This window comes from Prevotella sp. CAG:255 (genome assembly GCF_000431195.1).
GTDB lineage: Bacteria > Bacteroidota > Bacteroidia > Bacteroidales > Bacteroidaceae > Prevotella > Prevotella rara.
In genome coordinates, this window is sequence record NZ_HF986819.1 from 110,595 (window position 1) to 134,095 (window position 23,501).

The 23,501-nt window shown below is 50.1% G+C and carries 20 protein-coding genes; 9 read left to right on the top strand and 11 right to left on the bottom strand.

What is annotated here, in order from left to right:
- Positions 1 to 10: 10 nt before the first annotated feature.
- Positions 11 to 490, bottom strand: coding sequence for an RNA polymerase sigma factor (locus QVO66_RS08890; RefSeq protein ID WP_021855125.1), 480 nt, complete (start codon positions 488 to 490; stop codon positions 11 to 13).
- Between the two features lie 311 nt (positions 491 to 801).
- Between QVO66_RS08890 and QVO66_RS08895 the strand changes: the two genes are divergently transcribed.
- Positions 802 to 1,359 carry a DUF4251 domain-containing protein gene (locus QVO66_RS08895; protein WP_021855126.1) on the top strand — a complete coding sequence of 186 codons (558 nt, stop codon included), beginning with the start codon at positions 802 to 804 and terminating at the stop codon, positions 1,357 to 1,359.
- A gap of 26 nt (positions 1,360 to 1,385) precedes the next feature.
- Here QVO66_RS08895 and QVO66_RS08900 read toward each other — a convergent pair whose 3' ends face one another.
- From QVO66_RS08900 to dnaE, 4 genes are all read right to left on the bottom strand, one after another.
- Positions 1,386 to 2,162: a class I SAM-dependent methyltransferase gene (locus QVO66_RS08900; RefSeq protein ID WP_021855127.1), complete on the bottom strand. Its 777-nt coding sequence runs from the start codon at positions 2,160 to 2,162 to the stop codon at positions 1,386 to 1,388.
- 976 nt (positions 2,163 to 3,138) lie between these two features.
- The gene (locus tag QVO66_RS08905; protein WP_021855128.1) at positions 3,139 to 4,803 is read right to left on the bottom strand and encodes a sigma-70 family RNA polymerase sigma factor; all 1,665 of its coding nucleotides are present in this window, start codon (positions 4,801 to 4,803) and stop codon (positions 3,139 to 3,141) included.
- Between the two features lie 219 nt (positions 4,804 to 5,022).
- On the bottom strand, positions 5,023 to 5,334 hold the full coding sequence (gene trxA, locus QVO66_RS08910; RefSeq protein ID WP_021855129.1) for a thioredoxin: 312 nt from the start codon (positions 5,332 to 5,334) through the stop codon (positions 5,023 to 5,025).
- Between the two features lie 134 nt (positions 5,335 to 5,468).
- Complete coding sequence (gene dnaE / locus QVO66_RS08915; protein WP_021855130.1) at positions 5,469 to 9,176, bottom strand: DNA polymerase III subunit alpha; 3,708 nt, start codon at positions 9,174 to 9,176, stop codon at positions 5,469 to 5,471.
- A gap of 97 nt (positions 9,177 to 9,273) precedes the next feature.
- On the opposite strand from dnaE, the gene QVO66_RS08920 reads away from it, so the two are divergent.
- The 5 genes from QVO66_RS08920 to QVO66_RS08940 all read left to right on the top strand — a co-directional run bounded on the left by QVO66_RS08920 (position 9,274) and on the right by QVO66_RS08940 (position 13,461).
- Positions 9,274 to 9,441 carry a hypothetical protein gene (locus tag QVO66_RS08920; protein WP_288172770.1) on the top strand — a complete coding sequence of 56 codons (168 nt, stop codon included), beginning with the start codon at positions 9,274 to 9,276 and terminating at the stop codon, positions 9,439 to 9,441.
- Positions 9,442 to 10,082: 641 nt separating this feature from the next.
- On the top strand, positions 10,083 to 10,772 hold the full coding sequence (locus QVO66_RS08925; protein WP_021855133.1) for a phosphatidylserine decarboxylase family protein: 690 nt from the start codon (positions 10,083 to 10,085) through the stop codon (positions 10,770 to 10,772).
- A gap of 57 nt (positions 10,773 to 10,829) precedes the next feature.
- Complete coding sequence (gene pssA, locus QVO66_RS08930; protein ID WP_021855134.1) at positions 10,830 to 11,540, top strand: CDP-diacylglycerol--serine O-phosphatidyltransferase; 711 nt, start codon at positions 10,830 to 10,832, stop codon at positions 11,538 to 11,540.
- Positions 11,540 to 11,821 carry a DUF4834 family protein gene (locus QVO66_RS08935; protein ID WP_021855135.1) on the top strand — a complete coding sequence of 94 codons (282 nt, stop codon included), beginning with the start codon at positions 11,540 to 11,542 and terminating at the stop codon, positions 11,819 to 11,821. Before pssA ends, QVO66_RS08935 begins: the two co-directional genes overlap by 1 nt.
- Positions 11,822 to 11,886: 65 nt before the next feature.
- Positions 11,887 to 13,461, top strand: a complete 1,575-nt coding sequence (locus QVO66_RS08940) for a glycoside hydrolase family 28 protein (RefSeq protein WP_021855136.1) — start codon at positions 11,887 to 11,889, stop codon at positions 13,459 to 13,461.
- A 208-nt stretch (positions 13,462 to 13,669) separates the two neighbouring features.
- On the opposite strand, the gene pyrH is transcribed toward QVO66_RS08940, so the two are convergent.
- The 3 genes from pyrH to QVO66_RS08955 all read right to left on the bottom strand — a co-directional run bounded on the left by pyrH (position 13,670) and on the right by QVO66_RS08955 (position 15,742).
- Positions 13,670 to 14,380, bottom strand: a complete 711-nt coding sequence (pyrH, locus tag QVO66_RS08945; protein ID WP_021855137.1) for a UMP kinase — start codon at positions 14,378 to 14,380, stop codon at positions 13,670 to 13,672.
- A 255-nt stretch (positions 14,381 to 14,635) separates the two neighbouring features.
- Entirely contained in the window at positions 14,636 to 15,370 is a 735-nt protein-coding gene (locus tag QVO66_RS08950) for a biotin--[acetyl-CoA-carboxylase] ligase (protein ID WP_021855138.1), read from the bottom strand.
- A 3-nt stretch (positions 15,371 to 15,373) separates the two neighbouring features.
- Positions 15,374 to 15,742, bottom strand: a complete 369-nt coding sequence (locus QVO66_RS08955) for a YraN family protein (protein ID WP_053397507.1) — start codon at positions 15,740 to 15,742, stop codon at positions 15,374 to 15,376.
- Between the two features lie 153 nt (positions 15,743 to 15,895).
- On the opposite strand from QVO66_RS08955, the gene QVO66_RS08960 reads away from it, so the two are divergent.
- Positions 15,896 to 16,381: a nucleoside deaminase gene (locus tag QVO66_RS08960; protein ID WP_021855140.1), complete on the top strand. Its 486-nt coding sequence runs from the start codon at positions 15,896 to 15,898 to the stop codon at positions 16,379 to 16,381.
- 193 nt (positions 16,382 to 16,574) lie between these two features.
- On the opposite strand, the gene QVO66_RS08965 is transcribed toward QVO66_RS08960, so the two are convergent.
- The 3 genes from QVO66_RS08965 to rsmI all read right to left on the bottom strand — a co-directional run bounded on the left by QVO66_RS08965 (position 16,575) and on the right by rsmI (position 21,567).
- Entirely contained in the window at positions 16,575 to 18,902 is a 2,328-nt protein-coding gene (locus QVO66_RS08965) for an outer membrane beta-barrel protein (protein WP_021855141.1), read from the bottom strand.
- Between the two features lie 1,113 nt (positions 18,903 to 20,015).
- Complete coding sequence (locus QVO66_RS08970) at positions 20,016 to 20,864, bottom strand: hypothetical protein (RefSeq protein WP_021855143.1); 849 nt, start codon at positions 20,862 to 20,864, stop codon at positions 20,016 to 20,018.
- 7 nt (positions 20,865 to 20,871) lie between these two features.
- Positions 20,872 to 21,567, bottom strand: coding sequence for a 16S rRNA (cytidine(1402)-2'-O)-methyltransferase (rsmI, locus tag QVO66_RS08975; RefSeq protein WP_021855144.1), 696 nt, complete (start codon positions 21,565 to 21,567; stop codon positions 20,872 to 20,874).
- Positions 21,568 to 21,662: 95 nt separating this feature from the next.
- Between rsmI and QVO66_RS08980 the strand changes: the two genes are divergently transcribed.
- Positions 21,663 to 22,262 carry a thymidine kinase gene (locus QVO66_RS08980; protein WP_021855145.1) on the top strand — a complete coding sequence of 200 codons (600 nt, stop codon included), beginning with the start codon at positions 21,663 to 21,665 and terminating at the stop codon, positions 22,260 to 22,262.
- A gap of 11 nt (positions 22,263 to 22,273) precedes the next feature.
- On the top strand, positions 22,274 to 23,386 hold the full coding sequence (locus tag QVO66_RS08985) for an AI-2E family transporter (protein WP_021855146.1): 1,113 nt from the start codon (positions 22,274 to 22,276) through the stop codon (positions 23,384 to 23,386).
- Positions 23,387 to 23,501 lie beyond the last annotated feature (115 nt).

Here is a 23,501-nt window from a genome sequence, read left to right on the forward strand (position 1 = left end):
AATCCTTTTTTTAATCGTTTGACATTTTTTTGAGCAACTCTCTTATCCTTACGAGCTTAACCGAAACATTCTTTGCCGATATACCCATCACCGCCCCAATCTCGTCGTAGCTCAAGTTTTCGAGCCAAAGCAGCACCAGAGCCTTGTCGAAAGGTCCGAGGCGGTTAATTCTTTTATACAGCAACTGCACCTGGCGCGTGTCGGCATCGTTGTCTTCAAACAGGTTGATGCTCATCGACAGCGGCACGGTCTTGTGCCTTTTCTTCTTACGGTCGACCGAAATACACGTGTTAAGGCTCACGCGATAGATCCATGTCCTTATGTCGCTCTTGCCCTCAAAGGCCGCAAAACCCTTCCATAGGTTGATGAGCACCTCCTGAAACAGGTCGCTCACCTCGTCGGCATCTTTCGAGAACATATAGCACACTGTGTATATCGTGCTGCGGTTTTCCCGCACAATCTGCGCAAATTGTTTCTCCGTTGTTTCCATTATCTTATCCGAATAATTAAGTTACTTTTAACCGTTAGACGCAGCTACGGCCAAAAAACTACACAAAACTAACATTTTATTCTGAAATAATTCTGTATATTTGGAAAACAATAAAAGCTACAGCCTGCATTTACGGCATGGAAACAGAAAGAAATACTGACTGTGACACAAAGAAATGACGGTAACAGACAAACATACATCCGGATAATATCCGTTCGTCATTATTAGTTATTTTTCACCTGCCGCAATGCACGTTTTCGTGGTTTTACGGATTATTATAATAAAAGACAAACTAAAAAAACTTATACGTCATGAGAACAATAATAACATTCATAATGTTCGTGGCAGCAGCGTATGCAGCCATGGCACAAAACGGGACACAGGACAGGAAGCTCAGCAAGAAGGAGAGAAAACTGATGGAGGCACGCATAGACAGTGCCCTGAACGCCGAAGCCGTGCAGGCAATAAACGACACAGCGTTTACGATAGAGGCCGACAAAGTGGAGTTTAAGCGCGGATATACGGCACACGTAACCGCAAGCACCAACTTTGTGGCAGTCAGTGGCAGCAATGCCATCGTGCAGGTGGCGTTCAACGTGCCGGTGTCGGGCTTCAACGGCCTTGGCGGAATAACGCTCGAGGGCATCGTTACGGGCTATAAGGTAAGCTCCGACAAGAAGGGCAACACCTACGTAAGGCTGAACGTATCGGGCAAAGGCATATCTGCGCAGCTGTTCATTTCGCTATGGAAGGATGCCAACAAGGCTACCGTCAGCATACAGCCCAACTTCAACTCAAACAAGCTGACGCTGAGCGGAATGTTGTGGAAGCCTGAGCGGAGCAACATTTTCAAAGGCACCACGTTCTGAACCAGCCCCTAACGCCGGCAGCGGCGTCAGCTGCGGCGCAGCACATAGAAGCACGACGAGGAAAGAAAGTTTCTGACATACGGCAGCATGCGCAGCGGCGAGGGCAGCACCAGCGGCCTGAGGCCAAACTTGGTTTCATAATGAGGATTTATCATCCACAGCCGCATGTCGGCCACGGCATATCCCGCCCGCACAGCAATACGGCCGAAAGCCTCTACCGTGCAGCGCGTCTGCCTTATTGACATCAGCTCGCCTACGGTGAAGTCGTCTTCGCCAAAGAGCCTGAGCACGTGCCCATAAACGGCACGTGGCAGGAGATGGACAAACGGCATGCGCGACAGCAACCGGCTGCGGGCTATCTGCTGATGGCCGCCGAAAGGCATCTGCCACGGCGGAAAGGCTACGAACACCACACCATGCGGAGCCAGCATGCTGCTGAGCTTTGACAGCAGTGCGGCCTTGTCGGGCACATGCTCCACCACGTCGTGCATTATGATAAGGTCGAAGCTGCGGCCACGGCAGTCGTAGTCAAGTATGTCGCAGCACACCAGCTCAGCCGCGGCCCCTTCTTCCCTGAAGTAAGTCTGCGCCTGTCTGATTCTCAGTTCCGACATATCCACACCCGTAACACGGCACGCCCTGCGCGCAAACGGCAGCAGATTGCCGCCCTCGCCGCATCCCACCTCAAGCACTCTAACCCCACTCGTAGCTATAAAACGGCTGAGATATGGTATAAAATATTTTTCTGTCGTTGCCGCCTCTTCCATGAAGTAGCGGCGCCTGTCCAAATGTCTTGCCTGCATATTTTCTGTCTTTTTGTTCTAATCATAATGAGTGCTAACGGCAGAAAATACTGCACGCATTTCCCGATTTTATAAAGACAAACGGCAATCCGGCCGAATCATAATAACAAGTTTGGATTTAAAAGCACTGCAAAAGACGGCCTTTCGCAATGCAAAAGGGCACCTTTCAGGCTCCAATATGCGGCAAACGACAATGCGAAAGGTATGCTTTTACATTAAAAGAACACACCTGAATATACCGTCTACATCGCCCACCGCATAACGGAAAAAGTTTTTAATAAAAACTCATCACTCGTCACAATGCCGCTTAATCTCATGAATATCAAGGCTTTATGGTGTGACGAGTTGAGATTTCAACTCGTCACATGGGGCTTTTTGGAGTATTATTTAGAAGTTAAAGTAGATTCTTTTTAGGAGTTATAGTAGTTAAAGGAGTTATCGCTCACAGGGGTGAGCCAGGAGTTAAAGTCATTAGTCTTGTTGATAGTAAACGTAGGGACGTACCCCAGGTGCGTCCGCAGCCCGATTACATGTAAAATTTTATAGTCTGTAACATCATTTTGATGAATAATATGGATTCATCGCTGTCCCAAGGATTCGTTTAAGTTTTAATGTAACTATCAATATAACAGGTATTTATATTTAATTATATCATGTGGAGGATTTTTATGTAATGCATTAGCTGGACACACCTGGGGTGTGTCCCTACAGGGCTGTATATGATGAAAACTTGGGTATTTAAGTCAACAGACGGCAGTAATAAGTCTTATCAGAGTCAACTTTAATCAGGAAATTGCCAGTCTGAAGTCAACCGGAATAAGGACAACGACATATTCATATGACTAGATGTAACGGATGTGACGAGTTGAGATTTCAACTCGTCACACCATAATGCATTGTTTGTCAGCGTGTTACGCAGAAATGTGATGAGTGACGAGTTTTTTAAAAAAAACTTTTTATTCAAAGCCGACAGCGCTTAGTAACTGATGCGGATACCGAAAGGCAGGGATATCTGCAGGGGCTTGCCGGTCCACTGGGTTTCGGCCTTGCTGCCGTTAGGGATATACCACGTTATACGCGGACTGAAGAACAGTTCGAGATGCGGTGCAATCTCATAAGCCATGCCGACGCCAGCACCCACAGACCACTGCAGTCCGGTGAAGCCAAGGCTAACAGACCTGCTGAACTCAGTCTTACCGTCGATGTTGTAAAGCTTGTCTGACTTTGCGCTGAACGGGACATCTATAGCCATGCCGGCAGTCAGATAGGCAGACATACGGCCGCGCCGCACAAACGTGTAAGTGGCATTTACGGGCATGCCTACATAAAATATGCGCTGACGCTCGCTGATGTTTGTCGTGTCAGAACTGCCTGTAAGCATGTTGGTGGTGTGCCGTGTAACGCGCAGTCCCATGTCAAGGCTCCATCTGTCAGACAGACGCCGGTTGAAGTTGAGCCCCAGCTGCAGCGGCTTTTCATAGTTCTTGTGCGTAACAATCTTGCCGCTGTTCATAAGCGCTATGCGCAGAAGAACGTCGCGCTCTATCGGATCAAGACTCTCGCCGACATCATAAGTGAGATAATGTACGAGCTGCTCCCAGGTTTCAATCTCCACCCTCGTGCCCGAGCCTACAGCATGTTCTATAACCTCGATTATGCGCGGCATTATCACGTCCGACGCCCTTTCCATCATCGAACTGAATCCGAGCAGCCAGCCGTCATGGCTCTTTGTTGTGACATTAACACATGAAGTGTCGGCAGGAGCCACATCTGCCATGACAAGCGACGGCTCAACGGCTACGGCCGATCCGCTGCCGGCAATGCGGCACAGGGCGTCAACACTTTCGGCAAGGGCATCAGCACGCAAGGTGTCGGCAGGACAAGACAGACAAAGCCCTGCGCCAAGAGAGTCTTCGGCATGGAGCCTCCGCACGACATTTCCGTCTGCCGACGGTGCGGCATGCATATCTGCCACGGGGTCTGCGCAGCTGCCACCGGCTGCGTGACGGGCTGTGCCGACAGACGCCACGTCAACTCCGGTTGTCCGTCTGAACGGCTGCCGGAGCAATAACGTCACTACTGAAACGGCCACTGCAGCCAAAAGCAGAACGAGGCGGGCTCTGTAGGCAGTTATCATCTTCTGCAAACTGACACGTGCCCTGAGCAACTGTGATGACGACGTGCGCGGCCTGATGCCTAGCATACGGGCTATCTCGTCGTGCGACAGGCCTTCGAGCACCGACAGGCGGAACACGTTGCGGTAGCCCTCGGGCAGCATGTCGATCATGCGCATAAGCTCATCAAACGGAATGTCGCACCCGCCTTGCCCTTCTTCAGTCTCAACCGGCACGTCTGCCACAGCTCCGGCCACAGGCCGGTTCTTTCTGTCGTTGAGATATTTCACGGCAAGATTGGCCATCACCCTGCTCATCCATGCCTCAAGGCGGGCAGGACTGCGCAGCGAGCCTATCGACGAGAATATTATGATGAAGCCGTCGTGGAGCAGGTCCTGGGCTACGTCTTTGTCTTTAACGATATCTGCGCAAAGCCTGAACAACCTGCCGGAATAGGTCTGATACAGAAGCGCCAAGGCACCTCTGTCACCATCCTTACATCTTCTGACAAGTTCTTCTGTTTCCATATCTACGTGTCGGGCGCCGCAGGTGCCCTTTATATATGATATAAAAAGGACGAAAATACTGCATGCCGCGGTTGTTTTTTTTCAGAAAAACACAAAATCACAAAGCGCCGCCCCCAGCCCGTGCCATGCACGCAGCCATGCTATGACATACAAAAAATGCGGAGCGGCATTAATAACATTAAAGCCGCTCCGCACTAAAAAATATCTTCAGGCGTGTTATTACAGCAGAGACTCAAACTTCTCCTGCAATTTTGCCTTTGTTGTTGCACCTACAAACTTGTCTACAACCTCACCGTTCTTGATGAACAGTATTGTAGGAATGTTGCGGATGCCAAACTCCATGGCGATGTCGTCGTTCTCCTCTACGTCGCATTTACCAACAACGATCTTGCCTTCGTACTCGTTAGCCAGCTCCTCAACGATAGGTGCGATGGCACGGCAAGGACCACACCATGTAGCCCAGAAATCAACTACTAAAGGCAGTGCGCCATTCTTCAGACTCTCAAAGTTCTCTGTTGTAATTTTTTCCATCTTTCTTTTGTAATTTATTATGTTAATAATTAGGTTTTGTCTTCTACTGTTTTGCCAACAAACATTATGCCATATTTTCTCTGACAGAGCCTTTGCGGCCAATTGTCACACATCGTGGCGGGCAATTATATTTGTCAGTTTATTTTATAGTCGAGCGCCTCGCATCCTTTAATAAAGGATATCAGTTCCTTGCTGATGTCTATCTTCTCCTTGCGGCTGCGCAGCACAAAGGGCTTGCTGTTGCTCGTCTCGCGCACCTGGAAGAACAGCTGCGTGGTGCCCGGCGCGTCTTTTATTATCGTAACAAGGTCAGACACGGTGGTGTCGTCCAGCTTGTCAGCCTCGAGCGATATGGTTATCTTCTCTATCTGTGTGTCCTTTACGGTCTGCAGATACTGTATGTCGGTTATTCGCATCTCCATCATGTCGCTGTTGCGGAAGCGCTGCACAAACTGTGCCTTGACCATGACCGTGCAGCCTTCGATAAGCATTCCGCGCCACTTACCCCACTCCTCGCCGAACAGGGCCAGCTCGCCCGAGCCGTCGAAGTCTTCAATGGTGACAAAGCCGCAGGGCTTGCCGGTCTTGGTGTATTTGCTTCTAACGGCCGTGACGATGCCTCCCAGCACCACCTCCTGCTTCTTTGACAGCTCGATGCGGTCGTTGAGCTCCTGACACTGGGTGTTGCAAAGGTTCTTGAGGATAAACTCAAACTCGTCGAGCGGGTGTGCCGAGAGGTATATGCCCACGAGGTCGCGCTCGCGGTTAAGCTTCTCTATGGCGCTCCACGACTCAGCCTGAGGTATGGCGGGCGTGGCTATCTCCACTTCTTCCATAGCTCCGAACAGAGACTGACGCGACTCGTTTTTCTCCTGCTGATACACCTGTCCGTAGCGCATAAGGGTTTCGAGGAACGTGCGGCCGTCAGGATTGCGCGCAAAGAAGCTCTCGCGCTTGATCTTGAAGCCGTCGAATGCCCCGCTGAGCACAAGGCTCTCGAGCGCCTTGCTGTTAACGGCAGAGAGATTGACGCGCTGCACAAAGTCGAATATGTCTTTATACTGTCCGTTCTTCTCGCGCTCGTCGATGATGGCCTGAGCAGCAGCGTCGCCCATGCCCTTGATGGCTCCGAGGCCGAAGCGCACCTCGCCTTTCTTGTTGGCGCTGAACTTCTGGCGACTCTCGTTAACGTCAGGGCCCATGCAGGCTATGCCCATGGCCTGACATTCGTTCATCAGCTTGGTTATCTTCGTTATGTCGTTAAGGCATCGGCTCATGTTGCCCGCCATAAACTCTGCCGGGTAGTGCGCCTTGAGATAAGCCGTCTGATAAGCCACCCACGAATAGCACGTGGCGTGACTCTTGTTGAAAGCGTAAGAAGCAAACTTCTCCCAGTCGGCCCATATCTTCTCGAGCACCTTCGGGTCGTGTCCGTTTTTCTTTCCGCCCTCGATAAACTTAGGCTTCATGGCGTCGACGATGTCCTTCTTCTTCTTACCCATGGCCTTACGCAGGGCGTCGCTCTCGCCTCGGGTGAAGTTGGCAAGCTGACGCGACAGGAGCATGACTTGCTCCTGATACACTGTAATGCCGTAAGTGTCCTTCAGATATTTCTCCATGCAGGGAATATCATACTTTATCTCCTCCTTGCCGTTCTTTCGGGCAATGAACGAGGGGATGTAGTCCATAGGTCCGGGGCGATAGAGGGCGTTCATGGCTATGAGGTCCTCAAATACGGTAGGCTTAAGCTCGCGCAGATATTTCTGCATGCCGGCCGACTCAAACTGGAATGTGCCCACGGTGCGGCCTTCCTGATAGAGCTTATAGGTAAGCTCGTCGTCGATAGGTATGTTGTCGAGGTCTACCTCTATGCCCTGCGTGAAGCGTATGTTCTCTACAGCCTCCTTAAGTATGGACAATGTGCTGAGTCCGAGGAAGTCCATCTTTATCAGTCCGGTCTCCTCGATGACGTGTCCGTCGTATTGTGTGGCAAGGAGCTTGTGGCCCGGGTCCGACTTGTCTTCGGCCGTGCTGACGGGCACCCAGTCGCTGATTGCGTCGCGGCAGATGATGGTTCCGCAGGCGTGTATACCCGTTCCGCGCACGGTGCCCTCAAGCATCTTTGCATATTTTATCGTATTGCTGAGCTGCGGGTCGGGACTTGCCTCAGCCTCGCGCAGCTCGGGCACGCACTTAATGGCATTGGGCAGGTTCATCTTCAGGCCGTCGGGCAGACGGTCGGGGATGGCCTTGCACAAGTGGTTAGACACGTCGAGCGGCAGCTTCTCCACGCGCGCAACGTCCTTAATGGAGTTCTTTGTGGCCATGGTGCCGTAGGTGATGATGTGCGCCACCTTGTCGTGTCCGTATTTGTCTTCCACCCATTCGAGCACCTTTCCGCGTCCGTCGTCATCGAAGTCGGTATCGATATCGGGCAACGATATACGGTCGGGGTTGAGGAAACGCTCAAACAGAAGGTCGTATTTAATAGGGTCTATCTTCGTAATACCCAGACAGTAGGCAACAACCGAACCGGCGGCCGAGCCACGTCCGGGGCCAACCATCACTCCGAGTTCGTCGCGCGCCGAGTTGATGAAGTCCTGCACGATAAGGAAGTAGCCGGGGAAACCCATCGTCTTCATAATGTGCAGCTCAAACTTCACTCGCTCTGCCACCTCCTCGGGCAGCGGGTCGCCATACAGGCGCTTTGCTCCGTCGTAGGCAAGCTTGGCCAGATAGTCGGCCTCAAACTTTATGCGGTACAGCTTTTCGTAGCCGCCGAGGCGCTTTATCTTCTGTTCGCCTTCTTCGGGCGGCAGCGGATTTTCGCCGTTCTCGTCGGTAGTGAACTCATCGTAGAGCTGTTTCTCTGAATATTTTCGGCGCACGTCCTCCTCCGTACCAAACTCTTCGGGTATGGGGAAGAACGGCATGATAGGTGCATGGTCGATGCTGTAGGTCTCAACCTTGTCGAGTATCTCGAGCGTGTTGCTAAGTGCCTCGGGCACATCGCTGAACACGGCGTTCATCTCCTCGCGCGTCTTAAACCACTCCTGCTTTGAATAGAGCATACGGTTAGGGTCGTCGAGGTCCTTGCCCGTAGACAGACAGAGCAGATGGTCGTGGGCCTCGGCGTTCTCTTCGTCAACGAAGTGGGCGTCGTTTGTGCATACGGTCTTTATGCCATACTCCTCCGCCAGCTCCATCAGAGCCTTGTTGGCGCGCACCTGCAGCGGATAAGTCTCGCGGTTGGCGCGCTGATGCGGATTGGTGACTCTGTGGCGCTGAAGCTCGAGATAATAGTCGTCGCCGAACACGCGGTGATACCACTCTATGGCCTCGCGTGCCCCCTCCATGTCGCCCTTGAGAATCTTTGCGGGCACCTCGCCGGCTATACATGCCGAACAGACGATGAGGTCTTCGTGATATTTCTCAAGATCGGCGCGGTCGGTACGCGGACGCATGTAATAGCCGTCTACCCACGCGCGCGAAACCAACTTAATAAGGTTCTTGTATCCGTTGTAGTTTTTTGCAAGCACAATGAGGTGGTATCCGCCCATGTCGCCCTTCTCTTTCTCCTTGTCGTCCTTTGTACGGCGTGCCACATACATCTCGCAGCCGAATATGGGCTTGAAAGGCTCCTTGCCCTCGGCCTTCAGCTTGCCGTTGACTTTCTTGCAGTAGTTGTAAAACTCCTTTATGCCGAACATGTTGCCGTGGTCGGTTATGGCCATGCCCTTCATGCCGTCGGCCACAGCCTTGTCTACAAGTTTCTGCACGCTCGACTGTCCGTCAAGAATGGAGTAATAAGTATGTACGTGTAAATGGACGAAATCTTGCATAAACTACATTTGCGCTTTTAGAGCGTCAAAGTTATTCTGAAAAACTGAAACAGCCAAAATAATAATGTGAAAATTATCTTATGCAGATTGTTTTTTTATGTTTATACGACATGCACGCACACGCCCTGACAACCGCACGGACACACGCAGGGCAGCAGCCATGAGCGTTGACGGAGATGTTACTTTGACAGTCAAACCGGCCATTATCATTGCATTGTGTCATCATGATTATGTCAGGATTTTCAGACGAAATAGAAACGCCTAAGCGTAAAAACATGCCTGAAAGACCGTAAAGCGGCAGACAATTCACCGAAAAGCATGCTCTTACACAGCGAAAGGGCACCTTTTATAAGATGAAAAGCCTCGTCCGGCATTATGGTTTGCAGCCGTTTTAACCCGAATTTCATAGTATTTCAGCCGTTTTAAGGCTAAATTTTATGCACACAAACCGCCATAGCCATGCAACACTCTGATATCAACACATTTATGTTTGCACACGATTTCAGCCCGTATTTCCGTGCGAATTATTTTTATTTTCAAATACTTCAGAATGAGAGCGTCAGGCAAAATCAGAATGTAAGGCGACACGGCGAATATCGCGACAATGTGAATCCGCGCAGCATCACATTATACATCGGCGACACCTGACATCAAGCATAAAAGGCATGACACACGAAAGCTGAAACAAGGACATGCCCCGGCCGCTTCAGCCGGACACCCGCAGAAGGAGCAAACGAGAACGGAAACCGCAACAGGACAGCGGAGCAAACAATAAAAATCGAACTATCAGCCGATTAAGCCGCAGCTGCCGGACAATGTGTATTTATTAAAGAATAATGCAAAAAATTTGCCAATTACACAAAAAAGGCGTACCTTTGCAAATAATTTTCCACTTCAAACTTTACTATGGGAAAAAGAATAAAGAAACTTAAGAATGTAAGACTTCATCGAGAGGGCACTGACACGCTGGTCTACGGACTGACTGCGTTTGTGGCCATAGCCTTGATTCTGTGGTTCTATGTCGACAACAAAATTCCGTTCTGGAGCTTTGTCGTCGTCTTCGGCGTAATCTATTCCATAGTGGTAAACTTCTTCAGATGCCCCAAGCGCTACTTCGACGGCGAGACCGAGAAGGTGGTAGTGGCTCCGGCAGACGGAAAAGTGGTGGTTATCGAGGAGGTTTTTGAAGATGAGTACTTTCACGACAAACGTCTCATGATAAGCATCTTTATGAGCTTGTTCAACGTTCACGCCAACTGGTTCCCGGTTGACGGCAAAGTGAAATTCGTTCATCATCAGAACGGCAACTACCACAAGGCATGGCTGCCAAAGGCCAGCGAGGAGAACGAGCACGCCGATGTGATGCTCGAGACTCCCGAAGGCACCGAAGTGCTGTGCCGCCAGATAGCAGGTGCGGTGGCACGACGCATCGTAACCTACGCCAAGCCTGAAGAAGACTGCTACATCGACGAGCATCTCGGATTTATCAAGTTCGGTTCGCGCGTTGACGTGTATCTGCCACTCGGAACTGAGGTTTGCGTGAAGATGGGACAGGCTACAACAGGCAACCGCACGATTATTGCACGGCTTAAATAAACATAACAGCCGCCCTTTCTGCGAATGAAAGTACACGGCCGATAACTACGCTACGTTATGGCAAACATCATAGTAAGAAATATTCCGAACACTATCACGTGCTGCAACCTTATCTCGGGCTGCATAGCCACGGCTTACGCCTTCGGCGGACAGCCCAAGATGGCGCTGACGTTCATCATTCTGGGTGCCGTGTTCGACTTCTTCGATGGCATGAGCGCACGCCTGCTAAAGGTGTCGTCGCCAATCGGAAAGGAGCTCGACTCGCTTGCCGACGACATCACGTTCGGCATGGCGCCGGCCACGATGGTGTTCTATCAGCTCGGCGTGATGGACTATCCGTCGTTTCTCGAGCCGCTGCGCCCGGTGCTGCCCTTCGTGGCCTTCGTCATGGCTGCGTTCTCGGCGCTGCGCCTTGCCAAGTTTAATCTTGACGAGCGTCAGACCACATCGTTCATAGGCATGCCCACGCCGGCCAACGCCCTGTTCTGGGGCTCGCTCATCGTGGGAGCTGCCGACGTGCTCGAGTCGTCGCCGTGGATGGTGCCGGCCGTAATATTGCTTATTTTCCTTTGCAGCTATGTGCTGGTGAGCGAGATACCGATGTTTGCCCTTAAGTTTAAGCAATGGGGATGGAAAGGCAACGAGGTTAAATACATTTTCCTTATAACCTGCGTGCCGCTGCTCATCATCTTCGGCATCTCGGCCTTCGCCATAATAATCGCATGGTATGTAATATTATCGGTTTATCTTAATTCAAAGAACAAATAATGATTGCTGCTTTATTAAACTTCTTATTCATAATACTGCTCGGAATATTCATCGTCGTAGGCGTGGTTGCCTACAAGATATACCGCACTTTCCACAGTGTGAAGAAACAGTTTAAGGGCTTCAGGGGCCAGGACAACGGCAACGGACAGGACCGGCAGCAGTACCGACAGACATCAGGCGACGACGAAATAATTATCGACCGGCGCACGCCCGACGAGATGAACCGCAAGATATTCTCGAAAAACGAAGGAGAATATGTCGACTATGAAGAGGAGAAATAGCTCCTGCGGCCGTCCCGGCAATAATAAAACTACATGAATCTACTAACTTAAACCAATAAAAATAAATGAGAAAAATCTTCTTTTTGGTGTGCGCATGCCTGCTTACACTTGGTGCAAGCGCCACCGGCACAGACAAATACAGCTGTCTGTATGAGAATCTGCCCTTCAAGATGGAACAGGTTACAGCCCCCGTGTTTCCCGACAACGAGGTTAACCTGAAAGACTTCGGAGCTAAAGGCGACGGATCTTCGCTCTGTACCGATGCTTTTGCCAAGGCCATTGAGGCACTTGAGAAAAAGGGCGGCGGCAAGCTCGTTGTGCCGCAGGGTGTGTGGTTCACCGGTCCGATAACTCTCAAGAGCAACATCAACCTTCACCTCAACAAGGGTGCAGTGATATTGTTCTCGCCCGACATCGACCTCTATCCGCTTATAGATGCGTCGTTCGAAGGACTGAACACACGCCGCTGCCAGTCGCCCATATCGGGCCACAACCTTGTAAACGTGGCGATAACCGGAGCCGGAGTGATAGACGGCAACGGAGAATACTGGCGCCCGGTGAAACGCGAGAAGGTTACCGACAAGCAATGGAAAGAGTTTACTTCACGCGGCGGAGCATTCAAGAACCCTAAGTTCTGGTTCCCTTCTGAAGGTGCGCTTAAAGGCGACTCAATGAGCAACATGAACGTGCCCAAGGGTAATCTGAGCGACGCCGAATGGCATAGCATCAGGCATTTTCTGCGCCCCGTGATGGTAAACCTCGTGGGCTGCAAGAACGTATGGCTCAACGGCGTAATCTTCCAGAACTCTCCTTCATGGAACATTCATCCGCTGATGTGTGAGAATGTGCTGATAGAGGATGTGCAGGTAAGAAACCCGGCATTTGCACAGAACGGCGACGGACTCGACCTTGAGTCATGCAAGAATGCGCTGGTTGTGAACTCTACATTTGACGTTGGCGACGACGGCATCTGCATCAAGAGCGGTAAGGACGCCGACGGACGCAAGCGCGGAATACCATGCGAGAACGTACTGATTAACGGATGTACCGTGTTCAAGGGCCATGGCGGCTTTGTTGTAGGCAGCGAGATGAGCGGCGGCGTGAAGAACATATATGTTTCCGACTGCCAGTTCCTCGGCACTGACGTGGGTCTGCGCTTCAAGAGCACACGCGGACGCGGCGGCGTGGTTGAGAACATCTACATCAACAACATCTCAATGTTCGACATTCAGACCGACGCAATAACCTTCGACCTCTACTACGGAGGCAAGTCGGCCGTAGAGGCTCTTGCCGACGGCGACGAGGCAAAACAGCAGAACGTGAAGAAGATAAAGGTAGACGAGACAACACCTTGCTTCCGCGACATCAACATCAACCATGTAATATGCCGCACTGCGCGCCGTGCAGCCTACTTCAACGGACTACCCGAGATGCCGGTGAAGAACATAACGATAACCGACCTCGAGGTAAACAACGCCAAAGAGGGTATCGTAATCAACAACACTGACGGCGTTAAGCTGCAGGACATCAACGTCAAGTCGAAGGGAAAGACCTTCAGCGCACGTAACTCTGCAAACGTAACAGTGAACGGAAAAGAATATAAGAAGATTGACAACAAGGGCATTACGCTCGACATGTAAGTCCTTTAAGACATAAAAAAAGAAGAAGCCGTTGCCTCAAGCACAGACATTTATGCGCAAAGAGGCAACGGCTTCTTTTTTATATTAATGAAGATACATCCTCAATTTCAACGGATGTGCCCGCCTACGATAGTGCTGCCTGCCGTTCAAACATAAAAAAGATGCAGATAAGACAGCAACGTAAGCGGCTTGAGCATTTATGATGCTATCAGTTGTGAACCAGCGTACCTATCTCCTCGCCGTCCATAACCTTCTTCAGGTTGCCCACAACGTCCATGTTGAACACATAGATAGGCAGGTTGTTTTCCTTACACATTGTTGTAGCTGTAAGGTCCATCACCTTCAGTCCGCGTGTATAAATCTCATCGTAAGTGATGTCCTTAAACTTCACTGCAGTAGGATCCTTCTCCGGGTCGGCAGTATAGATGCCGTCAACACGTGTGCCCTTGAGCATAACGTCGGCCTCAATCTCAATACCGCGGAGCGACGAGCCTGTGTCGGTTGTGAAGTAAGGAGAACCTGTTCCGGCAGAGAATATGCACACATAGCCGGCCTCCATAGCCTCGATGGCCTTCCACTTGCTGTAGAACTCGCCTATCGGTTCCATGCGTATAGCCGTCATCACCTTTGTCTTTACGCCTACAGCACCGAGAGCAGAGCTTAATGCGAGCGAGTTGATAACCGTTGCGCACATACCCATCTGGTCGCCCTTAACGCGGTCGAAGCCCTTGCCGGCACCGCTGAGTCCGCGGAAGATGTTGCCGCCTCCGATAACGATACCAATCTGCACACCCATCTCGTGCACTTCCTTTATCTGGCGCGCATAGTCGCCGAGACGCTCCGGGTCGATGCCGAAGTTCTGTTTTCCCATCAGGCTTTCGCCACTAAGTTTCAATAAAATTCTTTTGTACTTTGCCATAATTATTTAGTCATTAATTATTTATCGTTTAGGAGTTAAAGGAGTTAGAAGTAGTTAAAGGAGTTAAAGTCATATGCTTTGTTGCTGTATGTGCTTTGTGACAATATCTTTATTCTGTGCAGTCAGCAATATTTGTATAATTAAAAATTGATGCTGCGTTAAAAATAATATTTACTGTCTTACCAGTAATGTTTTTATCAACAATGCATATGACTTTAACTCCTTTAACTACTTCTAACTACTTTAACTACTTCATTATAAAACATACTTCACCTCCTTAAACGCATATCTGCTAAGACTGCCGTTGTCGCGCCGAAGAACAAGATGGCCGTCAGACTCGATACATTCAAGCTCCGCCATGAAGTCGCCGCCGGCATCATTATAGGCATGACGGCCGCTGCGACGATAGAGAGCGGCAGAATAAAGCGACGCCACCTCGTCATAACGGCCCTCATTGACCATGCCGAGATAAACCTCGAAACGGCGGAGAAGCACACCGAGCACCTCATCGGCGTCAATGTCGCGGCCCAATATCTGAGACAACGATACCGGATTGGGCGCATTGCTCACAAACTCACGCTGATTGAGATTGATGCCTGTGCCGAGAATACAGCTGCCTACGTGGCTTCCGCTGATAGTACATTCAGAGAGCGTGCCGCTGATTTTCTTGTCACGCCAGTAGATGTCGTTCGGCCATTTTATCGTGATGTCGTCGACATATCCGGCAAGAGCGTCACGTATGGCCAACGACTCAGCCTCGAGCATGACATACTGGCGCATAACCGGCAACGCCACGGGATAGACCTTTATGCTGAACGTAAGGTTCTTGCCGCGCTCACTCTCCCACTTGTTTTCGCCCTGACCGCGCCCTGCCGACTGAAAGGCGGCAACGCCCACGGTCATAAGCCGGCCTTCTTCGCCGGAGTATTCGCGCATAAGAACATTTGTCGAACTGGTTTCGTCAACCTTTATTATCTTTATATCTTCCATTTTTCAATAAGACAGGGGTAAGAAAGCATCCTCAATATGGTTAATCTCGCACGGCCCTCCGGGCACGCCCGTAACCGACACGATGTCGAAGCGCACGGGCATCTCTATGTTGTTGGCCCTGACAAACTTTGCCGCAGCCAGACTTAGGTTGCGTATCTTTCGGGCGTCGACAGCCTGTTCGGGCGCCATAAAGTCGGCATTGCGCCTGGTCTTCACCTCAACAACCACCAGACAATCAGCGTCGATTGCCACAATGTCGATGTCACGATGGCCGTCGCGCCAGTCGCGCCATATTATCCTGAAGCCGTGCTGCTCAAGATACTCGGCTGCCTTCTGCTCGCCCCAACGGCCTATATTGTTATGCTCTGCCATGAGTTTTTCATGTTGTTTTGAAATGTTGAGCCGCCGTGCAGCAACGTCTTCAGCAACTGCAATGCCGCGGCTGTAATGCAAAAATACAACTTTTCTGCTATACATCAAAGGCTGTTATTGCGAAATGTTGTATTTTTGCACAAAAACAAAGATATGACAAACAACGGCTTTAACAACCACGAAGACAACAAGCAGGAGACACAACAGAAGAAGGACGAACAGTTTATGCGCAAGGCTCTGGCCGAAGCCGAGGCGGCAGGAGAGGCCGGCGAGATACCTATAGGAGCCGTCATCGTGTGTAACGACCGCATAGTTTCGCGTGCCCACAACCTGACAGAAACGCTGTGCGACGTAACAGCACACGCCGAAATGCAGGCCATAACAGCTGCCGAGAACTTCATGGGCGGCAAGTATCTCACCGACTGCACGCTTTACGTAACCGTTGAGCCGTGCCCCATGTGCGCCGGAGCCATCGGCTGGGCACAGATAAAGCGAGTGGTTTACGGTGCAAGCGACGACAAGCGCGGATTTCACATCTACGCTCCAAAGGCTCTTCACCCTAAAGCCGAAGTTACTGCAGGCGTGCTTGAGGAGGAATGCAGAACCCTCATGCAGGAGTTTTTCAAGGGAAAGAGATAAACGTCAGTTCAGTCCGTCATCATCAGGCCATATCAAGTCTCATCCATCCTTGCCATAAATAAGATAAAAACATCTCATACAATATGCGCAAAGAATGTGTCGGCAAACTTACGCCGGCACATTCTTTGTGTTTATATCAAGACTGTAAGGTTGCTGTTTATTATAAACCTTGTATGGCTTCAACCCGGCGGAATCACAACGTAGGCGTCTGCCTGTGCATGCCGTCAGAAGTAGGCAGACTGGTCTTCTTTATCTTAGCGCCAAGACTGAAATTCCATGTTGCCGTAAGCATAAGGCGCGTTCTCGAGTGCAGCGTCAGGCGCGTAACCTCCCATCCGTCACCATACATTTTCATCTTATTCTTGTTGTAGAACACGTTGCCCCATACAAAGTTAAGCGACAGCTTGTCTTTCAGCAGCGAAGCATAGGCACCGAAGTCTATCGTATATGTCGCGTTGTTCTCATAGCTCAGCGTTTCGGTCTTGCTCGTAGCACTCATTGCCATGGTAAGGCCTATTCCCTTGTACAGAGTGAAATCATTGTCTGTGCTGAACGAGATGTTGGCGTTGCACACCTTCCGTCCCGGCATCTTCTCCTGCATATACACTGCCCCGAGAGTGTTGCGGCTGTACCAGAAGCCGAAAAGACGGCCCGAATATGTAAGCCTTAGCTTGTGATATATCCTGTCGCCCGCATTCTCAGGGCGCGTAAAATATACGCCCGGGCGGCTTCCGTCAGGCTGCATCAGCACCTTAACCAAGTCGTTGCCGAAATTCATAAGATAATCTGCCGACCACGACCTGTTCAGCGAGAAATACACCTGCAGCTGGTTGTAAGTCTGCATCTTCAGCGACGGATTACCCACGCTGTAAAGTTTGCTGTTCTGCCATACCACCTCCGGCGAACGGTAATTATAGTTGGGATAAGAGTAATAGCGGAAATAGCCTATATTGAGGAAGCGCCTTTTATCCCGATTTATATCCCACTGCAGGACAAAAGTCGGGAACAAGCCTCTCTCTATATTTCTGACATTGTTTTCAGGAGCAAGATAGTCTTTATATATCTGCTCGCCCCATATATAGTTCAGCGCAGCCCTCATGAACAGTTTGCCTATAGTGATGCCATAGCTTGCCCACGCAGCGCAGTCGTGTCCCTTATTGACAAAGTGCATGTCTGAAACATAGCCCAGAGTCTCTGTGCCCCTGTTCTGATGCCGGTCTATAAGATAATAATAATTAAATCCGGCCGAAAGCGTCGACCTCTTTGTCAGACCTACCGAAACATAAGGCTCAACCGAAACGCCGTCGAGGTTATACTTGCTGTGTGCCTTGTCAGACGTGATGTCTACCACATAGCGGTTGTCTGTATTTTCGAAACTCTTGTTATATTCGGTCTTCAGCATGAAATAGCTTCGCCCGTCGGCCGACAGACCTTTCTGAAACTGCAGTCCGGCGTTATAGTCTCTATGATTGTTGTCGGTGTTCATCTTCGTTTCCGAATCGCTGCCGATGCTGGTCTGACGGCTGTCGCCGCTGCCGACGCCCACTCCGCCATAAACGTCGATGCGGTCGAACTTGTTGAACGAGTATCTGAACGAAAGATTCTCATCAAGCGACCTGCCGTAGTTGACGCCCTTTATATGTGTTTCGTCCTTCACGCCTTCATGTATGCTTGTCTCTGAATATTCCGGCCTGTAACGCTCATAAGGGCGCGAGTTAAAGAAGTTTCCGATGCTTATCTTTCCTTTAGAGTAAAGAAGATTAAATCCCGGAGAAAACCTTACCGGCGAATAATAGTCGGCCTCGCCATACAGCGACACCGAACCGAGCAGTCCGCCCTCGCTGCGCAGATACACTTTCACTACGCCTCCCGTGGCATTCACTCCGTAAGACGCGTCGGCATGAGGTATTATCTCTATGCGGTCGATCATTGACGGAGGGATAGACTTGAGCTGCTCGAAGCTCACTTTACGGTCGTCTACATATATAAGGGTGTTTTCTCTGCCACGCACACTTATGCTGTTGTTTGTAACGTCCAGGTCGCGCAGATAGCGCATAAAGTTGATCAGGGTCTTGCCCTTGGCCATAGGATTGCCTTTCACCTTGACGACAACGTCGCCCGTAGGTTTCACTTTCGAGTAGTCGGCCATAACCGTCACTCCGTCAAGCATGTTCTTGTCTTCGCTTAACGTTATCGTGCCCATGTCGGTGTCAGCACCTACATTTACGCGTGCGGCATAATCCTCATAGCCTACACATGTAACAGCCACACGATAGATGCCGGCGGCCACGCTGCCTATGCTGAACGCTCCGGCCTCGTCGGCCACTCCGCGATACACCGACGCGCTGTCGGTGTCATTATATACTTTCACTGTGGCATATCCAATGCCCGATTTGCCGTCCTTCTCGCATATACGGCCTTTCAATTTAAATCCGCTGTCCTGTGCATAAATGCAGCCGAAAGCCTGCATGGAAACAAGCACCGCCAACAGCAGCTTACTGATAAAAATATTGCCTTTCATGGTCGATAAGTTTTAACTGATAAACTTTTATACATCGACGCCATAATTACTGTTTCGCATTTCTCAAAAACACTTTCTTATCCCATATTGCTATCTTTTTAAGTTTTTGTATTCCACAGCACCTGCATCAGGCAACAAAGCCAATGCTGCTTAATGTGGTGCTTTCTGCACAGAGGCTTATGGTTATCACCTCTACAAAACGATGAACATCACTGGTAGGCTGATCCGGTGTTGGCCACATTTTGTCATATATGCCGGTTTTTCATTTTATTACATTTAAGCCAAGTAGCTTTTTACAAAGATAAGCATTTTTTCTAAAGCCGCCAACAATAAACTTTAATTTTTGATACAGAAACACGTTTTTTTGACAACAAATATAAAACACGCGCAAAAGTATAAACAACGGCATTATCTGCGACATCATGACGAGGTGCACAAACATAATATAAATAAAAATCAGAATCCGTGGAGGTCAAAAAGGCTTTGACTTTAAAAAGGGCAAAAATCTGAAAGGAAAATGGGCCGTTTTACTTAACATCCCGCACAATTCTCAACCAATTCAACACGGATATTAAGCAAAACGATGCATATATGTTTCAAATCATTAACCTATCGTTTACGACCCGTAACTCGGCCACTTTTGATGCAAAAGTGGCCGAGTTTTTTATCGCAAACGAATGACTTATAACAGCTAAAACGCCGTTCGCCCAGTTCCATGCCTTACCGTGCCGAAATAAAGCCATGCACGGAGCGGCATGAAACGGGCTATGAGGAGCTGCTAATTCAGCACATAGCTTCAACCAAAATCTGCCATTAGACCGCACATAACTTTATCAAATTTGTGCATCATGCTTTCAGCCTGTCTTCTTGTTTCTATTGGCGTCTTTTTGTAAGATCTTTCTTGACATAGCCCGCTATGCCTGCGAAAAATCATACAAAAATCCACTCAATATAAAGCAAAAATCCAGACCGAATGCTAACAACCCGATTTGGGATTACCCAAAACGTATGGCACAAAAAAATTGGCGGGCAATACCCATGCCGGATACTGCCCGCCAACAATGCTGACGCAAAAGTCAGAAAAATGTGTTCTCTGAATTATTCTGCCAATATTTATCTAACCTGCACCACGAGATACTTGCTTGTGCTCCAGAATATCTGCGGATTTGTTATGCGCAGCACATACTGGTCTTTAGAGTCGCGCTCAAGCTTGTAGCTGCTTGACGGGTGCATCGTAAGGAGTTTTGCAGATTTAGAATACAGCTTCAGCTCCTTGAAGTTTCTGATGTCTATCTTTGTGAAGTAGCTCTTGTTGAAGTTGCCCTGCAGCACCTTGCCGTTAACCAGGATCTGCTGTTCCTTCAGCTCCTTCTTTGTTCCGAACACATACCATGCCGTGTTGAGCTGCTTGTCCTGGTTGCTTATTGTCTGCGACTTCTGCTCGCTCTCACCCTTCAGGTTGCTTACATCCTTGTTGAGCGAGTTGATTGTCATGTCGAGCTCCTCGATATGTATGTCCTTTGCCTCGAGCTGTGCGCGGAGATCTTTCAGCTGGTGGTCTTTGTCCTCAAGCTGCTTAACCAGATTCTCTATTGTGCGCTTCATTTCCTCACCCTTCACAGAGCTCTCGCTGACCTGCTTGCGCAGCTTCTCTATCAGCTCGCGGTTCTGTGCCAGGCGCTGCTGTATGAACTGGATGTTCTCGCGTATGCGCTGCTTCTTGTCGGCACCCTCGCCGTCCTTGGCCACGCTCACCCTGTTTTCAGCCTCGTTAATCAGACGGAAGCCCTCATCAATATCGTTCAGGATTCCCATCATGTCGTTTATCTCATTGTCCTTCTGCTCTATGATCTTCTGTAAAGAGTCTGTTTGGCTTACCTGAGGCAGATTAGAACCTGTTTTCTCGTTGTTACATGCGACCAAAGCCATAAAACATGCCGCGAAAAATAATACCTTTTTCATAATGCTATTAATTATTAGGTTTCCTTTCTTTAACGTTCTTGCCGGCCACCACGATGACAAACTCGCCGCGCGGCTCGGTTTCCTTGAAATGGGCTATAAGCTCCGCCAGTGTGCCGCGCACGCTCTCTTCGTGTATCTTGGATATCTCGCGGCAGGCGCTTGCCCTGCGGTCTTCGCCAAAATATTCGGCAAACTGCTCAAGAGTCTTCAGCACTCTGTAGGGCGACTCATAGAATATCATCGTGCGGGTCTCTTCGCGCAGACTGTCAAGCCTGGTTGCGCGCCCCTTCTTCTGGGGCAGGAAGCCTTCGAAACAGAATCTGTCGCAAGGCAGTCCCGATGACACCAGAGCCGGCACAAAAGCCGTGGCGCCGGGAAGACACTGCACCGTTACACCTGCACTGACAGCCTCTCTCACCAGGAAGAATCCCGGATCGCTTATGCCGGGAGTGCCGGCATCGCTTATCAGAGCCACCGTGGCTCCGGCCTTAAGCCGCTCCACTATCGACGCCGACGTGCCGTGCTCATTAAACTTGTGGTGGGCATAGAGCTGGTTCTTTATCTCAAAATGCTTGAGAAGTATGCCCGACGTGCGGGTGTCCTCTGCCAAAACCAGGTCGGCCTCCTTCAAGATGCGTATGGCCCTGAGCGTCATATCTTCCATATTTCCCACCGGTGTGGGTACTATATATAACAAGCCCATAATTCGCCACAAATATAAGTTAAATAATTCACGAGTGCAAAAAAACGCTATATTTCTTTGCAATTTTTAAAACGTCTTTGTAATTTTGCGCCATAATGAACAACAATCTGGCAGGCGAGGCACACCGCCCTGGAAGAATAGAAGTTGTGTGCGGATCGATGTTCTCGGGCAAGACCGAAGAACTTATAAGAAGGCTTAAACGCGCCGAGTTTGCAAAGCAGAGAGTGGAGATTTTCAAGCCCGCCCTCGACACGCGATATTCTGAGATTGAGGTGGTCAGCCACGACCGCAACTCCATAATGAGCACGCCGGTCGACTCGTCGTCGTCGATATTGCTGCTGTCGTCAGACATCGACGTGGTGGGCATCGACGAGGCGCAGTTTTTCGACGACGGACTCGTGGCCGTATGCAACGAACTTGCCAACAAGGGCATACGCGTCATCGTGGCCGGACTCGACATGGACTTCAAGGGCGTGCCCTTCGGCCCCATACCCGCCCTGTGCGCCATTGCCGACGAGGTGACTAAGGTGCATGCCATCTGCGTAAGATGCGGCGCGCTGGCCTACGTCAGCCACCGTCTCGTGAACAACGAGAAGCGCGTGATGCTCGGCGAGCAGGCCGAATATGAGCCGCTCTGCCGCGAATGTTACCGCAAGGCGCTTGAGGAAGACAAAAACAAGGACAAAACACATTGACACGATAAAATATGCTTGAAGAGAAAATCACTTTCGACAAATTCATACGCTGGATGCTCATAGCCCTGCTTGTCGGCGCCGTGCTGTTCATAACCAACTATCTGAGCAACGTGCTGCTGCCGTTCTTCGTGGCATGGCTGCTGGCCTATCTGCTCTACCCCATCGTAAAGTTTGTCCAGTACAAGATGCACGTGCCCACAAGGGCGCTGTCCATCATTGTCGCGCTGATTTTCGTCATTGCCGTCATAGGGGGGATATTCTATCTCATAGTTCCGCCGATGATCGAACAGTTCGACAAGCTGGGCGATGTGCTCTCGCGCTATCTGCACAAGACGACGCACATAAACAACTTTCCCAGCACCATAAGGCAATGGATTGAGGACAACCGCCACGAGATACACCAGTTCTTCAAGCAGAAAGACGTAACAGAGGCCATCAGGAGCGCCATGCCAAAGCTATTCAGCGTGCTCGGACAGACGGCCAACATCATCATAAGCGTGGTGGCATCGCTCATAACGCTCATGTACATGTTCTTCATCCTGCTCGACTATGAGGCGCTCACCACCAAATGGATAAAGATATTCCCGCAGAAGGTGCGCCCGTTCTGGCAGGAGCTGATGGGCGACGTGGAGCGCGAGCTCAACAACTACATACGCGGCCAGTCGCTCGTGTCGCTCTGCATGGGCATCATGTTCTGCATAGGCTTCACCATAATAGACTTTCCCATGGCCATAGGCCTCGGCATAATGATAGGCATAATGAACCTTGTGCCCTATCTGCACACCTTCGCGCTCATCCCTACGGTGTTCCTTGCCCTGCTCAAGGCTGCCGACACAGGCCAGAACTTCTGGATAATACTGGCAGGAGCCGTGGCCGTGTTCTGCATCGTACAGATAATAAGCGACATGGTGGTAACACCAAAAATCATGGGCAAGGCCATGGGCCTCAACCCTGCCATACTGCTGCTGTCGCTCTCCGTATGGGGCACCCTGCTGGGCTTCATCGGCCTCATCATCGCCCTGCCCCTCACCACCATCCTCATAGCCTATTATCAGCGATACATCACCAAAGAAGGGCATGAAAAGGTGCAAAACGAAGAAAAACTAAAAAAAGTTGAAAAATAATTTGGTAGTTTAAGAAAAAAGCCGTACCTTTGCACTCGCTTTACAAAACAAATGGATAAGATGATCCGTTAGCTCAGCTGGTAGAGCACAACACTTTTAATGTTGGGGTCTTGGG

Bases quoted from the DNA above. Each gene is read 5' to 3' on its own strand.
- QVO66_RS08890 (WP_021855125.1), bottom strand. From the start codon at position 490: ATGGAAACAACGGAGAAACAATTTGCGCAGATTGTGCGGGAAAACCGC.
- QVO66_RS08895 (WP_021855126.1), top strand. From the start codon at position 802: ATGAGAACAATAATAACATTCATAATGTTCGTGGCAGCAGCGTATGCA.
- QVO66_RS08900 (WP_021855127.1), bottom strand. From the start codon at position 2,162: ATGCAGGCAAGACATTTGGACAGGCGCCGCTACTTCATGGAAGAGGCG.
- QVO66_RS08905 (WP_021855128.1), bottom strand. From the start codon at position 4,803: ATGGAAACAGAAGAACTTGTCAGAAGATGTAAGGATGGTGACAGAGGT.
- trxA (WP_021855129.1), bottom strand. From the start codon at position 5,334: ATGGAAAAAATTACAACAGAGAACTTTGAGAGTCTGAAGAATGGCGCA.
- dnaE (WP_021855130.1), bottom strand. From the start codon at position 9,176: ATGCAAGATTTCGTCCATTTACACGTACATACTTATTACTCCATTCTT.
- QVO66_RS08920 (WP_288172770.1), top strand. From the start codon at position 9,274: ATGTTTATACGACATGCACGCACACGCCCTGACAACCGCACGGACACA.
- QVO66_RS08925 (WP_021855133.1), top strand. From the start codon at position 10,083: ATGGGAAAAAGAATAAAGAAACTTAAGAATGTAAGACTTCATCGAGAG.
- pssA (WP_021855134.1), top strand. From the start codon at position 10,830: ATGGCAAACATCATAGTAAGAAATATTCCGAACACTATCACGTGCTGC.
- QVO66_RS08935 (WP_021855135.1), top strand. From the start codon at position 11,540: ATGATTGCTGCTTTATTAAACTTCTTATTCATAATACTGCTCGGAATA.
- QVO66_RS08940 (WP_021855136.1), top strand. From the start codon at position 11,887: ATGAGAAAAATCTTCTTTTTGGTGTGCGCATGCCTGCTTACACTTGGT.
- pyrH (WP_021855137.1), bottom strand. From the start codon at position 14,380: ATGGCAAAGTACAAAAGAATTTTATTGAAACTTAGTGGCGAAAGCCTG.
- QVO66_RS08950 (WP_021855138.1), bottom strand. From the start codon at position 15,370: ATGGAAGATATAAAGATAATAAAGGTTGACGAAACCAGTTCGACAAAT.
- QVO66_RS08955 (WP_053397507.1), bottom strand. From the start codon at position 15,742: ATGGCAGAGCATAACAATATAGGCCGTTGGGGCGAGCAGAAGGCAGCC.
- QVO66_RS08960 (WP_021855140.1), top strand. From the start codon at position 15,896: ATGACAAACAACGGCTTTAACAACCACGAAGACAACAAGCAGGAGACA.
- QVO66_RS08965 (WP_021855141.1), bottom strand. From the start codon at position 18,902: ATGAAAGGCAATATTTTTATCAGTAAGCTGCTGTTGGCGGTGCTTGTT.
- QVO66_RS08970 (WP_021855143.1), bottom strand. From the start codon at position 20,864: ATGAAAAAGGTATTATTTTTCGCGGCATGTTTTATGGCTTTGGTCGCA.
- rsmI (WP_021855144.1), bottom strand. From the start codon at position 21,567: ATGGGCTTGTTATATATAGTACCCACACCGGTGGGAAATATGGAAGAT.
- QVO66_RS08980 (WP_021855145.1), top strand. From the start codon at position 21,663: ATGAACAACAATCTGGCAGGCGAGGCACACCGCCCTGGAAGAATAGAA.
- QVO66_RS08985 (WP_021855146.1), top strand. From the start codon at position 22,274: ATGCTTGAAGAGAAAATCACTTTCGACAAATTCATACGCTGGATGCTC.